Origin of the sequence: Gordonia sp. p3-SID1431 (genome assembly GCF_025143765.1) — a bacterium.
Classification (GTDB): domain Bacteria; phylum Actinomycetota; class Actinomycetes; order Mycobacteriales; family Mycobacteriaceae; genus Gordonia; species Gordonia hongkongensis.
Genome location: NZ_JAMBDT010000026.1, coordinates 26,303 through 39,088, shown reverse-complemented (window position 1 = coordinate 39,088; position 12,786 = coordinate 26,303). Strand labels below are relative to the sequence as shown.

Annotated in this window: 13 protein-coding genes and 1 riboswitch; of the genes, 8 read left to right on the top strand and 5 right to left on the bottom strand. The window is 69.8% G+C overall.

What is annotated here, in order from left to right; genetic code table 11:
* Positions 1 to 99: 99 nt before the first annotated feature.
* Positions 100 to 681, bottom strand: a complete 582-nt coding sequence (locus M4D77_RS09120; RefSeq protein ID WP_259936058.1) for a phosphatase PAP2 family protein — start codon at positions 679 to 681, stop codon at positions 100 to 102.
* A gap of 111 nt (positions 682 to 792) precedes the next feature.
* Between M4D77_RS09120 and M4D77_RS09115 the strand changes: the two genes are divergently transcribed.
* Entirely contained in the window at positions 793 to 1,524 is a 732-nt protein-coding gene (locus M4D77_RS09115; RefSeq protein ID WP_259936057.1) for a hemerythrin domain-containing protein, read from the top strand.
* A gap of 19 nt (positions 1,525 to 1,543) precedes the next feature.
* On the opposite strand, the gene M4D77_RS09110 is transcribed toward M4D77_RS09115, so the two are convergent.
* Positions 1,544 to 2,683, bottom strand: a complete 1,140-nt coding sequence (locus M4D77_RS09110) for an acyl-CoA dehydrogenase family protein (RefSeq protein WP_058251620.1) — start codon at positions 2,681 to 2,683, stop codon at positions 1,544 to 1,546.
* 88 nt (positions 2,684 to 2,771) lie between these two features.
* Between M4D77_RS09110 and M4D77_RS09105 the strand changes: the two genes are divergently transcribed.
* On the top strand, positions 2,772 to 3,368 hold the full coding sequence (locus M4D77_RS09105) for a TetR/AcrR family transcriptional regulator (RefSeq protein WP_058251621.1): 597 nt from the start codon (positions 2,772 to 2,774) through the stop codon (positions 3,366 to 3,368).
* Here M4D77_RS09105 and M4D77_RS09100 read toward each other — a convergent pair.
* Positions 3,325 to 6,141, bottom strand: coding sequence for a sacsin N-terminal ATP-binding-like domain-containing protein (locus M4D77_RS09100; RefSeq protein ID WP_259936056.1), 2,817 nt, complete (start codon positions 6,139 to 6,141; stop codon positions 3,325 to 3,327). The genes M4D77_RS09105 and M4D77_RS09100 overlap by 44 nt on opposite strands.
* A 17-nt stretch (positions 6,142 to 6,158) precedes the next feature.
* A complete protein-coding gene (locus M4D77_RS09095) occupies positions 6,159 to 6,965 on the bottom strand; it encodes a DUF3027 domain-containing protein (protein ID WP_078113542.1) in 807 nt (268 codons plus the stop codon).
* A gap of 87 nt (positions 6,966 to 7,052) precedes the next feature.
* On the opposite strand from M4D77_RS09095, the gene M4D77_RS09090 reads away from it, so the two are divergent.
* Both M4D77_RS09090 and M4D77_RS09085 read left to right on the top strand, forming a co-directional pair.
* Positions 7,053 to 9,059, top strand: a complete 2,007-nt coding sequence (locus tag M4D77_RS09090; RefSeq protein ID WP_396266563.1) for an MFS transporter — start codon at positions 7,053 to 7,055, stop codon at positions 9,057 to 9,059.
* Positions 9,056 to 9,568 (top strand): DUF2771 domain-containing protein, encoded by a 513-nt coding sequence (locus M4D77_RS09085; RefSeq protein ID WP_259936055.1) that lies wholly within the window; start codon positions 9,056 to 9,058, stop codon positions 9,566 to 9,568. Before M4D77_RS09090 ends, M4D77_RS09085 begins: the two co-directional genes overlap by 4 nt.
* Positions 9,569 to 9,574: 6 nt before the next feature.
* Here M4D77_RS09085 and M4D77_RS09080 read toward each other — a convergent pair whose 3' ends face one another.
* On the bottom strand, positions 9,575 to 9,988 hold the full coding sequence (locus M4D77_RS09080) for a cold-shock protein (protein WP_004020198.1): 414 nt from the start codon (positions 9,986 to 9,988) through the stop codon (positions 9,575 to 9,577).
* A gap of 230 nt (positions 9,989 to 10,218) precedes the next feature.
* Between M4D77_RS09080 and M4D77_RS09075 the strand changes: the two genes are divergently transcribed.
* The 4 genes from M4D77_RS09075 to M4D77_RS09060 are packed head-to-tail and all read left to right on the top strand — an operon-like array spanning position 10,219 to position 12,341.
* Positions 10,219 to 10,428, top strand: a complete 210-nt coding sequence (locus M4D77_RS09075) for a hypothetical protein (protein WP_259936054.1) — start codon at positions 10,219 to 10,221, stop codon at positions 10,426 to 10,428.
* A 5-nt stretch (positions 10,429 to 10,433) separates the two neighbouring features.
* Positions 10,434 to 10,979 carry a flavin reductase family protein gene (locus tag M4D77_RS09070; protein ID WP_259936053.1) on the top strand — a complete coding sequence of 182 codons (546 nt, stop codon included), beginning with the start codon at positions 10,434 to 10,436 and terminating at the stop codon, positions 10,977 to 10,979.
* Positions 10,980 to 10,992: 13 nt separating this feature from the next.
* Positions 10,993 to 12,081 carry a GTP 3',8-cyclase MoaA gene (gene moaA, locus M4D77_RS09065; protein ID WP_259936052.1) on the top strand — a complete coding sequence of 363 codons (1,089 nt, stop codon included), beginning with the start codon at positions 10,993 to 10,995 and terminating at the stop codon, positions 12,079 to 12,081.
* Between the two features lie 11 nt (positions 12,082 to 12,092).
* A complete protein-coding gene (locus M4D77_RS09060; RefSeq protein WP_259936051.1) occupies positions 12,093 to 12,341 on the top strand; it encodes a MoaD/ThiS family protein in 249 nt (82 codons plus the stop codon).
* Between the two features lie 225 nt (positions 12,342 to 12,566).
* Positions 12,567 to 12,783: riboswitch (cyclic di-AMP (ydaO/yuaA leader) on the top strand.
* Positions 12,784 to 12,786 lie beyond the last annotated feature (3 nt).

Below are 12,786 nucleotides of genomic sequence, written 5' to 3'. Positions count from 1 at the left end.
TTCGCGTAGCACCTTCCGCACCCGGGCCACACCCGGGACCGCATCAGTCCCTTGACAACTCCACAGTGAACCCCGGCCGGGTACCGCGCTGGGCGTGGTCTACTGCTGAACCCCGGCGAGACCACCGGAGCCGCGGCATGATTCGTACCGGAGCAGTATCCAGGTACAGAACACCACCCAGATCGCCCCGAACACCCATCCGGCCACGACGTCCGTGGCCCAGTGCACGGCGAGTTGTATTCGGGTGAGGCCGACGAGGATCGACAGCACGGGGGCGATCACGAGGATCCAGCGATGCGCCCGCACCCAGGGCGAGCAGCGAAACGCGGCGACAGCGAACAGCCCGAACACGACCATCGTCATCATCGCGTGCCCGGAGGGGAACGAGAAGGTGTCAATGTTCAGTAGACGGTCTTCGACGGGTGGCCGGTCCCGCGCGAACGAGTACTTGAGTGCCTGCATCAGACCGTATCCGAAAAGCACTCCGGCGCCGACGAAGACCGCGTCGACTCGGTGCCGGGTCACGGCGAGTGTCACCACGACCGCACATGTCAGCACCAACATCGTCACCGTGTTGCCGAGCACCGTCACCACTTCGGCGATCGAGACCCACGGCTCCGACCGGTTCTCGACCACCCAGTTCAGGATGTTCTCGTCGATCGTCGTCGGAGAGATGAACATCCCGCCACCCTATCCAGGCGTCGCTCAAGTCGCCCTCAAGCACATCGCAAGCGTCACCGCCCACTGTGGTCCTCGAACCCGCCCGACCACGTATCGATGAGGACCCCCACGATGACGACCCACCCCGCCCACCCCGCCCACACCGCTCACCCGATCCAGCTCCGGCTCCCCGGCCAGGCGGCCGCGCCCGACGGACCGCTCGACCCGTTCATGATGTACGTCCTGCACCACGGATTCCGGCGAGACCTCGCCGACTTCGCCGCCACCGTTCCGGCCACCCCCGTCGACGACGCGGGGACCTGGCGTGCGCTCTCCCGTCGATGGGCGATGTTCGCCCATGCGCTGCACCACCACCACACCGGCGAGGACCTGGAACTGTGGCCGCTGCTGCTCGAGCGGTGCGACAACGCCGAGGCGGAGATCCTGCAGGCGATGGAGGACGAGCACGACGAGATCGATCCGCTGCTCGAGGAGTGCGCGGCCGGCTTCGCGCGGATGGCCGAACGCGCCGACGAACAGACCCGAGCCACCCTCGCGGACGCGCTGCACCGCGCCCAGGAGGTCCTCGGCAGACACCTGGCCCATGAGGAGACCGATGCGATCGCCATCGTGCAGCGCCGCCTCACGCCGCAGGACTGGGACGCCTTCGAGGAGAAGATGAGCAAGCGCTCCGGTCTGGCCGAGACCCTGCGGACGTGCCCGCTCATGGCGAAAGGGCTGACCGGTCCCGACCGCGAGGCGGTCTACGCCCGCATCCCCGCCATCCTGCGGCTGATGATCAGACTCGGCGGACCGAGATTCCGGCGCCTCGACGACCGCGCGTTCTACTACAACCCGCGCTGAACACCGACGGCCGGCGAACTCACCGCGCCAGCGACCGACCGATCACCAACCGCTGGATCTGGTTGGTGCCCTCGAAGATCTGGGTGATCTTCGCTTCGCGCATGTAGCGCTCGACCGGGAAGTCGCGGGTGTAGCCGTAACCGCCGAACACCTGGACCGCATCGGTGGTGACCTTCATCGCGGCGTCGGTGGCCACCAGTTTGGCGGTCGCCGCCGCTCGCGTGTAGTCGATGCCGGCGTCGCGGCGTCGAGCGGCGTCGAGGTAGGTCGCGCGGGCCGAGTCGACCGCGGCGGCCATGTCGGCGAGCACGAACGACAGCCCCTGGTGGTCGATGATCTTGCGGCCGAACGCGGCTCGTTCCTGCGCGTAGTCGACGGCGGCGTCGAGCGCCGCCTGCGCCAGGCCGGTGGCCACCGCAGCGATGCCCAGGCGTCCGGAATCAAGCGCGGAGAAGGCGATCTGCAGCCCCTGCCCCTCCGCCCCCAGCCGGCGTCCCTCCTCGACGAACGCGTCGTCGTAGGTGGCGCCGGTCGTCGGGACCGCGTGCAGGCCCATCTTGTCCTCCGGCTTGCCGAAGCTGAGCCCCTCGGTGTCCCGGGCGACGAAGAAGCAGGACACCCCCTTGGAACCCTCACCGGTGCGGGCGAAGACGTTGTACACATCGGCGATGCCGCCGTGCGTGATCCACGCCTTCGAGCCCGTCATCGAGTAACCGCCGTCGGTCGGTGCGGCGCGGCACGCAAGCGCCGCGGCGTCGGAGCCGGCCTGGGGTTCGCTCAGGCTGTAGGCACCGATCAGCTTGCCGTTCAACAGGTCCGGCAGCCACTGCTGCTTCTGCTCGTCGGTGCCGAAGTTGAACAGCGGATGGCAGGCCAGCCCGTGCACGCTGACCGCCACGGCGACCGCAGCCCAGCGCGCGCCGAGCTCCTCGAGCACCTGCAGGTAGACCTCGTACGGCTGGCCCCCGCCGTCCCACTCCGTCGGGTAGGGCAGCCCGAGCAACCCCGCCTCACCCAGTTCGGCGAATAACCCGTCCGGGTACCGACGGTCCTTCTCGTGCTGATCGACGATCGGCGCCATGCGCTTGTCGGCGATGTCGCGGACCAGCGCGATCAGGTCGCGCGCCTCGTCGTTGGGGAGCAGGCGATCGACCGGCATTCCAGACCTCCAGGGTTACGAAACTAGTACTCAGGTCTTCTGCACAGTACTATTTCGGGCAGCGTTCGTACAGCGGAAGGGAGCACGCATGGCCACCCAGGGTTTCGCCACCCGCCGACGGGCCGCGCTGTTCGACGCCCTTCTCGAGCTGATCCTGCGCGAGGGGTTCGCGCACCTGTCGATCGGTTCCATCGCGGCCGAACTCCGTTGCTCGAAGTCGACCCTGTACACCCTCGCCGCCAGCAAGGAACAACTGGTCACCGCCACCGTGACGCATTTCTTCCGCAGCGCGACCGAACAGGTCGAGTCACGGGTCGCGGCGTCGTCGAGTCCGCGCGAACGGGTCATCGTCTACCTGGTGGCGGTGGGTGAGGCACTCGCACCGGCCTCGGAGGCGTTCATGCGCGATCTCGACGCGTTCGAACCGGCACGCGCACTGTACGAGCGCAACACCGCGGCGGCATCGTCCCGGGTCCAGGCGCTCATCGCCGACGGGGTGTCGGCCGGCGAGTTCCGCAACGTCGACGCCGCGTTCGCCGCCGACCTCGCCTCATCCATGATGACCCGGATCCAGCGTCGCGAGGTGTGGGCCGCGACCGGACTCGACGACGCGGCCGCCTACCGCCAGCTCGCGTCGATCCTCACCGCGGGGATCGACGCCGGCCCGGACGCTCGAGGTGGGTGACACCCGCGTCGTCGACCCACCATTCGACCCGCACTTCCCGTGCGACATCGGGGCCGTCTCCGCCGTCTTTGCTGCGCAACGCGATCCACAGTTCGTCGTGTAGCCGGACATCGCCGTGCGGGATCTCGATCCCCCGCGACGCCCCGAAGCGCACCACCGCGGGGTGCGCCCAGCCGACTGCCTCCCCCGGCGCGGACACCGTCGCCGAATACTCCTCGCTCGCGAGCGGCAGGTCGAGCAGCGTGCCCAGCAGGTCGGCGTCGGCCGAGACCACGGTGGGTCCGGCGAGTACCGCCTCGTCGTCGGCCAGCGTCTGCAGGAACCACGGCCGGTCGACGACCACCGCGCGGTCGGCGGTTGTGCCGGCGAGGGTGCGCACCCGCTCGGGCACCTCGACGTCGTGCGCATCGACGATGCCGCTCCGGCACGCCGCGACGACGGCGGCATGCACGGACACCGTTGCGCCCGCACTGATCACACGCTCCCGATCGCCCAGCCGGGTCAGCAGCAGCGTCGCGTCGTCGGCGGAGTCGGGTTCCAGCCGGGCGAGGGTGCCGGCGAGCTCGTCGGCATACGGGTGGTCGAGGGGATCGATGATGTTCTCGAGAACCTCATCCGACGGCGACCGGTACTCCCCCAGCAGCAGACCGTCGATCTCCGCATGGCGTCGTAACCACCACGCGGTGTAACCCGTCCGGTCGGCGAGCAGCGGCCGGATCCGTTCGTCGGTGGCCATCATGGTCAACGCCTCCGGCCAGCGCCGGTCCTCGATCAAGTCGAGATCCCGTACTGCACTGAGCTTCTCGGGCGCGTCCGGGAGGGTGGCCCACCAGTCCTCCTCGTCGGGCAGGTCATGCTTGGGCGCGACGGGCAGGTCGTCGTCGACGGTCACGAAACCCCAGCCGACGCCGATCCGCCGCAGTTCCTCGACGCCGCACTCGGCGACCACCTCGGCGTCGACCACACCGAACGGGTGATCGTCGACCAAGACCTCGAGCAGCGGGCTGCCCGGCAGCAGGAGTTCGTCGGCCGGCCGCAACTCGCCGTCGGCGTCGGGGAGGGCGAGCGCCGAGAGCCACGAGGGAACCGGTGCTTCCGGATCGGCTCGCAACACCGCACACACCTCGACGGCGAGCCGGTCATCGTCGGGGCCGGCCGAATCGAAGTCGACATCTTCGACGAGGCTGCGCAACGCCGGGTCCGAGACTGCCTGCGCGACCGTCAGATCCGCGACGCCGAGTCGGGTCAGCAGTTCGTGGCGCGCCTCGGGATGCACGGTGGGGATCCACCGCATGGGGGTCGAGATCCGGTCACTGACAAAGAGCCCACGCACCCCGATCGCCATCCGTCCGTCCGATCTCGGGATCGGCAGGGCGCCGAGTTCTTCCACCTCGCGGCCGGTCGACACCAGGGGCGCAAGGGCGGCGTACAGGTCGTGCCACCACGACGGTTCACGTTCGACGCCGACGAGACGTTCGGCGAGCTCCGCGAGCCCGAGCTCCGACACACCCAGCCGGCCCAGCGTCGGGAGATGTTGTGTCAGCGACAGATCCGGGTGGATCAGATCACCGAACAGGTCGCCGAGGATCTCCGCGAGCCGATCGGTCAGCCCCACGAGGATCACCCCGCGCGGTGGCACCAGGTCGGCACCGGCCGCCGCCGGAAGCCACGCGACATCCCGCAGTTCGCGACGAACGGCCTCGATCAGGCGCGCGTCGTCGGGATTACGCGCGAGATGCAGTTCGGGTACCAGTTCGACCCTGCGCACCGGTTCGACGAGCCGGACGAGATCGACGTAACCCGCTGCCGCATCGCCGATCTCGGCACGTGGATGGAGGTGCCGTCGATCTGGCGTGAGTGCCAGGTCGGTGATGCACCGGCACGGCAGGCTGAGTTCGATGTCGGTGGGCGTGGGGGCGCGCAGGACCTCGCCGGCCGCCGCGGGCTCACCGTCGGCGTCGACGAGCCAGCGGGTGCCGCCCCGGGCGACCTCGAGCCATCGGCGCGTCGACGGCAGGCCGGTCGCGTCCGGCGCACCGACGACGGACACCGTCGTCACGACCGAGCGCGCGGCATCGTCGTCGACGTCCGGCCCCGCCGACCGTTCGGCCGACACCTCGACATCACCGACGCTGATCCGTTGCAGCGCAGTCAGTTCGACGACCAGATCCGGTGCCTGGCCGAGCATGGCGTCGAGGAGCGGGCCGGGTTCCTCGCGGAGGTGCAGGACCACCTCGGTGTCGAAGCCATCGGTCGGCGTCTGATCCGTCGGCCACACCAGCCGCAACACCGGCACGTCCGCGGGCCCGTCGACGGAGATCCCGGCAGCTCGCGCGGCGTCCATCGAGTCCGCCCGGTCGAAGACCACCGACCCACTGCGCGAACGGATCTCGATGCGATCGGCGACCGTCGCGGTGGCGGTGAAGCCGACCCCGAACCGCCCGATCTGCCGGGCGCCCGAGTCGTCCGCGGTCTTCGCCGACACCCGCAACGCGGCGAGTGAACGCACCCCCGCATCGGTCAGCGGGGCGCCGGTGTTGGCGACATGCAACTCGGTGCCGTCCACCCAGACCGCCAGCCGCCCCGCGACACCGGCCGCCGCGGCCGCGTCGGCGGCGTTCGCGGCCAGTTCGGTCAGCAGCCGATCCCGGTAGCCGACGGTCACCAGATCCGCTTCGGCGGCCGCGTCCTCGGCCAACCGGGTCGGCGACGCCGCCCACGCATCCAGGGTCGACGACCGCAATGTCGCGGTGCCGAACGGATCGTCGGTCACGGTCGGTTCGCGCCGGATCAGGTCCGGGCCGGTTCCGCGTCCCGGGAGATCTCGACGACCTCGATCGCGCCGTCGTCGTAGGCGTCGTACGCGGGCGATCCGTTCCCCTTGGGGCCCTGCACGTCCGAGTGCGCACCGCATCCGTATTCGGCCGACACCACGCGCCCGTCGGCCGCCAGTTCGTTGGTGCAGGCGCCGAAGCCGGCGCGCAGCGCACCCGCGAGCGGGACGTAGAAACCACAGGTACAGCACGAGTACGGCGCGGCCTGCGCCATCTCCGAGCCGGGACCGAAGTCGCCGTCGTACCAGCGCTGCGCAGCCTCGGCGCGTCCCTCCGGGCTCAGGAGTCTCTTGCGGCCGAGCCCCAGCTCGCCCGCGACCTGACCGATGTCGTCGGGTTCCACGGACTCGGACTCGAATCGGAACTCGTCGCCGGTGTCGATCTGGTTCGGCACGAGACGCGGGTCGTCGGGTTCGGCGGCGAGCAGATCGCCCGGTGCGAGATCGCCCGACGCGACCCGCTCCGACCACGGCACCCACGGCGGCGCGAGCAGCGAGCCGTCACCCGGAAGCAGCACGACCTCGCTGAGCGTGATCTCGTCGCTGCCCGGAGAACCCGCCAGCACGACGCACCACTGCCACCCCCGGTAGCCCGTGAGCTCGGCATCGAAGTAGTGCGCGGCGGCCCAGTCGCCCTCGGCGACACTGCGCCGGTGCGCTCCGGGCCGCTGACCTTCATCGAGCAGCGCGGAACGCGCGATGTCGACGGCTGCCAGCAGCCGTTCGGTCTCACCGTGCCGTTCGCCGTCACCAACCTGAGTCACCGCTCCAGTGTGCAATACCGCCGACGTGTGCCACACAACCGACCCGCTTCAAGCGACCACAGCCGGAGATGAGGAACAATCGTCTGCGTGATCCCACGGAGTTCCCGACACGACGAGGGGCGCGGGGCCCCCAGGGGTCCCGCCGACCAGCACCTTCGGCAACCGCCACCCGCCGGTCGTGCACGACGCGCCGCGCAGCACCCCGGTTCGACGAACTATCCGGCCGACGAGACGCGGCAGATGCGGACCCGGCGACCGGCGCCGGGATGGGGAGAGCCGCCGTCCGGGCCGGGTCCCGGCCGCAACGCCTACCTCCCCCCGCCGACCCACAACCCGCATCTCCCGCCGCTCGACGACCGCGCCCGTCCGCCGGCCGACGAGGCGACCCGGGCGATGCCGACCGACCACGGGCCCCAGAACGGTGGAAGCCGTACACCCAAGAAGCTGACGGTGATGCGGGTCGCGGCGATGCGGAGTCGCGAGCTGACCGGCAGGGGGATCGGCAAGATCCACCGGGCGGCCACCGCCGACGGCGCCGACCAGTCGGGCCTGACCGCGCTGACGCTGCCGGTGATCGCCAACTTCGCCGCCGACGCCGCGATGGCCGTCGCGCTCGCGAACACGCTGTTCTTCGCCGCCGCGACCGGTGAGTCGAAGACCAATGTGGCCTTGTACCTGGCACTGACAATCGCGCCGTTCGCCCTGATCGCTCCGCTCATCGGCCCGCTCCTCGACCGACTGCAGCGCGGCCGCCGCATCGCCATGGCCACGACCTTCGGCCTGCGCGTCGTCCTGGCCCTGCTCATCATGGCCAACGTCCAGTGGAACGACATCACCCAGCAGCTCGAATACGACCCATGGGTGCTCTATCCGTGTGCCCTCGGTCTGCTGGTGCTGTCCAAATCGTTCGGCGTCCTCAAGTCGGCCGTCACGCCGCGTGTGGTGCCGCCGACCATCGACCTTCCCCGGGTCAATTCACGGCTGACCACTTTCGGCCTCATCGGGGGCACGGTCGTGGGCGGCGCGGTCGCCGCGGCCATCGAGTTCCTCCTCGGCCAGCTGCTCCCGCTGCATCTGCCGGGTGCCATGGTGTGGCTGGCCGTCGTCGCGGCCGCGGGCGCCTATCTGTGCATGCGCATCCCGGCGTGGGTCGAGTCCACCGAGGGCGAGATCCCGACGACCCTCACGTACCACGGCGAGCCCGCGCGGTCGGCTCCCGGCGACTCCGAGCAGCCGACGAGCGCTCGCGACGGCGCGAAGATGCTCGCGGCGAAGATGCGCCAGCCACTCGGACGCAAGGTCGTCGCCGGGTTGTGGGGCAACGGCACGATCCGCATCCTGACCGGCTTCCTGACGCTGTTCGTGGCGTTCTACGCCAAGGCCCAGCAGGGCGACGCCTCGGACTGGACCCAGCTGCTCCTCCTCGGCGCGGTCGGCGCCGCCGCCGGCGTCGGCAACATGATCGGCAACGGCGTCGGCACCCGCCTCGAGCTGAAGAACCCGCCGAACATCGTCGTCGGCGCGACCGCCGCCTGCTTCGTCGTCGCGGTCCTGGCCGCCATCTTCGGCAACATCGCCGCGGCCGCCGTGGCAGCCCTGGTCGCCTCCGGCACCAGCGCGATCGGGAAGGTGTGCCTCGACTCGTCCATCCAGGACGACCTGCCCGACGAGTCCCGCGCCTCGGCGTTCGGCCGGTCGGAGACGGTGCTGCAGCTGTCGTGGGTCTTCGGCGCCTCGCTCGGGGTGCTGCTGCCGCCGACCCTGTGGATCGGGTTCACGGTCGTCTCGGTACTGCTCGGCCTCGGGCTGCTGCAGACGGTGATGACCACCCGCGGCAAGTCACTGGTCCCCGGTCTGGGCGGTCGACGCCCCGACCACGCCGCGCCCACCGTCGCCTTCCGCGCGGCAGAAGCCCGATCGGCCACCCGGACCGGTCCGGCGGACGCCGACACCCGACCGCACGCCGCGCGGCCCTCGACCGCCCGGATGCCCACCCGGACCCCGTCGACCGCCCCGTTCGAGACCCGGGGTGAGCGCCCGTACAGCCCCGGCGATCACCCGCCGCCCAACCAGACAGGACAACGTCGTCAGTGATCAGCAGTGGTGAGAAGAAGGCTCTGTCGATCATCGCGATCGTCGTCGTGCTGTTCGTCGCGGTGGTGGGGACGTCGGTGTTCCTGCTGACCCGCAACGCGGCGCACGACAATCAGCCCTACCTGCACGTCGCGGTCGGCGATGAGTTGCACACCGTCGATCCGCGCTGGTGGTGCGATTTGATGCTGACCGCGTGCGATCCCGAGATCACCGCGCCGAACGAGACCGCGACGGTGCCGGTGCCGGTGGGTTCGACGATCATGCTGACGGTCTCGAGCGAGATAGCGCAGGGTCCGTGGAACCTCGCGGCGGTCTATCAGACTCCGCGCGGGATCGTCGAGGACGAGCAGCAGCAGGGTGCGGACGACACCTTCACCCTGACGCTCCGGTCGGAACCGGACCGGGTGCTGGTCGGGTTCACCGTGATCTCGGCGTCGGCGCGGCTCACCCCCGCCGACGACGTCCTGCCGCGCGGCGAGCTCGCGGTTCAGACCGCGCCCGCCGCGTAGTCGGTCCTAGGAGTCGAGCTCCCGCGCGACGGCACGCACGACTTCGGAGATCCGCTGTGCGGTCTTGCGGTCGGGGTAACGCCCCTTGCGCAGGTCCGGCTGGACCTTGCCCTCGAGCAGGGTGATGAGGTCGGCGACCATCCCGTGCAGTTCGTCGGGGGTGTGCCGCTTCACGTCCTTGCGGGCGGCTTCGCGCACGTTCTTGGAGACGCTGGGTGCCGGTTCGAGCACTTTCACGCTCAACGCCTGCGGGCCGCGACGACCGGCGGCCATGCCGAACTCGACGCGTTGGCCGGGCTTGAGCGCCTCGACTCCGTCGGGCAACGCTGCCGAACGGACGTAGACGTCCTCACCGCTCTCCTGGGAGAGGAAGCCGAAGCCCTTGTCCGCGTCGTACCACTTCACCTTGCCGGTCGGCACTGTGCTCACCCTCATCTGTTCTAGATCTGTCGAAAAACGACCCGTCACGACAAAAGACGCCGTCACCCATCTCGCGGCCCGGACGGCGGAAGACCGTGCGAGCCCAGACGGATGCAAGGCGCCTGCTTCGGACCATCCTAGCCAACGCCCCACCGCGCGGTCACACCATTACCCGGCGGGCACGGATCGCGCGGCGTCGCACCGGCCGGCGTTGCACTACCGTGGCGGGTATGCAGAAGACATCCTCCCCGCGGTTGCTGCAGGCTGCCGGGGTCGTGTTCATGATCGGAATTCTGGCGATCGTGGCGTTGTTCCTCACACCGTTGGTGACCGGCGGCGACACCGCGCCGACCGTCGTCTATCTGCTGACCATGTGCGCACCGCTGGGCTTCGTCCTGGGCCTGGTGTACGCACTCCGTGCCGGACGCCGAGCCAGGTGAGGACCGTGACCACAACCATCGACACCACCCCCGATCTCTCCCCCGTCTCCGACGGGCGGGCGCTGCGTGACGCGTACAGCTGTTTCCCGTCGGGCGTCGTGGCGGTGTGTTGCGAACAGCGCGACGGGGATTCGACCACGCTGATCGGAATGGCCGCGAGCTCGTTCACCACCGTCTCGCTCGACCCGCCACTCGTCTCGGTCTGCGTCCAGAACACCTCGACGACCTGGCCGCGGATCCGTACGGCTCCGGCCATCGGGGTCAGCGTGTTCGCCGGCGACCAGATCGAACTCTGCAAGCAACTCGCCGGGTCGTCGGGGCACCGGTTCGACGGCATCACGCCGCTGAGCACCGATCGCGGGGCGGTCTTCGTGCCCGACGCGGCCGCCCACCTGTCGTGCACGATCCACAACGAGATCCAGGCCGGCGACCACACCGTCGTGTTGCTGGAGATCGAGACCTTGCGCGCCGATCCCGACATCGAGCCCCTGGTCTTCCACGCCAGCACCTTCCGCGCCCTGGAGGCGCGCACGGACCCGACCCGGAAGTGAGTCGCCCAGCACCATGAGCACGGTCGGCCTCGGACTGCCGCTGCCCCGCTCGCCGCGGGAAGCAGCGACCTCCGACGCGCCCACCGACGGGCCGTTGCTCGACACCTTCGGCCGGGTCGCCAAGGATCTCCGGGTCTCGGTCACCGACCGCTGCAATCTGCGGTGCTCGTACTGCATGCCGGCCGAGGGCCTCGACTGGATGCCCACCGACCAGGTGCTGTCCACCGACGAACTGATCCGGGTGCTGACGGTGGCGGTGCGCGACCTGGGGATCGAGCGCATCCGATTCACCGGCGGCGAACCACTGTTGCGCCGCGACCTCGAGGACGTCATCGCCGCCGTCGCGGGCCTCCCGCAGTCACCCGAGATCGCGATGACGACGAACGGACTCGGACTGCCCCGGCGGGTCGACGGTCTGGTCGACGCCGGCCTCGACCGCATCAACGTCTCGCTGGACACCATCGACCCGGCCCGCTTCGCCGAGATCACGCGCCGGGACCGTCTGTCCGATGTGCTCGACGGCCTGGCGGCGGCCCGCCGCGCCGGGCTCGATCCGGTCAAGGTCAACGCCGTGGTGCCCGACCGTGGCGATTTACCCGGAGTCCCCGACCTGCTCGCCTACTGTCTCGAGCACGGTTACGAGCTGCGGATCATCGAACAGATGCCACTCGACGCCGACCATGCGTGGCAGCGAGCACAGATGGTGACCGCACACGAGATCCTCGCGACCCTGCGGAAGCGGTTCACCCTGCTGCCCGACCCCACGCCACGTGGGAGCGCGCCGGCCGCCACGTGGCTCGTCGACGGCCACCGCGGCGCGCACGGCCCGGCACGCGTCGGGGTGATCGCGTCGGTCACCCGGCCGTTCTGCGGGGACTGCGACCGCACCCGGCTCACCGCGGACGGATCACTGCGCAACTGCCTGTTCGCGACGTCGGAAACCGACGTGCGGCACGCGCTGCGCACCCTCCCCGGCGACGAGATCGACGCCGCCCTCGCGCGCCTGTGGCGCGCGAACATGTGGGCGAAAGCGGCGGGCCACGAAGTGAACGCGGCGGGCTTCACCCAACCGGATCGGCCGATGTCGGCGATCGGCGGCTAGGCTCGCGTCCGATGCAGCTCACAGTTCGTTTCTTCGCGGCCGCGCGCGCCGCGGCCGGTGCCGAGGAGAAGGTGATCGACGTCGACCCGTCGACCCCGCTCGGCGCCCTCGAGGGCATGCTCGCCGCCGGAAACCCGTCCCTCGCCACGGTTCTCGAACGCTGCTCGTATCTGCGCGACGAGATCGCGTTCTCCGATCGGACGCGTGCGCTCGGCACGTGCGCGACACTCGACGTCCTCCCCCCGTTTGCCGGTGGCTGACGCCACACCCGGCTTGTGACCTTAGTCACATCACGGCGCGGTAACAGGATGGGCACGGGACGGCCACTAACCCGTTGAACTGGGATGACGGCCGAAGTGGGTCGGAAGACCCGGATCCGGGCCGAAAATCGCTTGCGTCCAAGCAGGTGATTCAGTCCAACGAACGACGTACTGTTCGAAGCGTCCTCCTCGGAGGTCACGACACAGCAACCAAGACATAACGTCCCACCGGCCGCGCCGAGCCTCGTTCCGCCGGTGGGAACGACAAGCAATCTAGGAACGAGGACGGGGGACCCAACCTCATCCCCTGAGACCGGGCACCACACCAGGTGTCCTCGGGGTTAAGTCCCGGAAGTCGCGGCGACCACCACGACGACCCGGGACCGAGCACCTCTCGCTCGAACCCGACAGCTGACTTCGTAGGCGCGTGGAGAGAGGAAACACA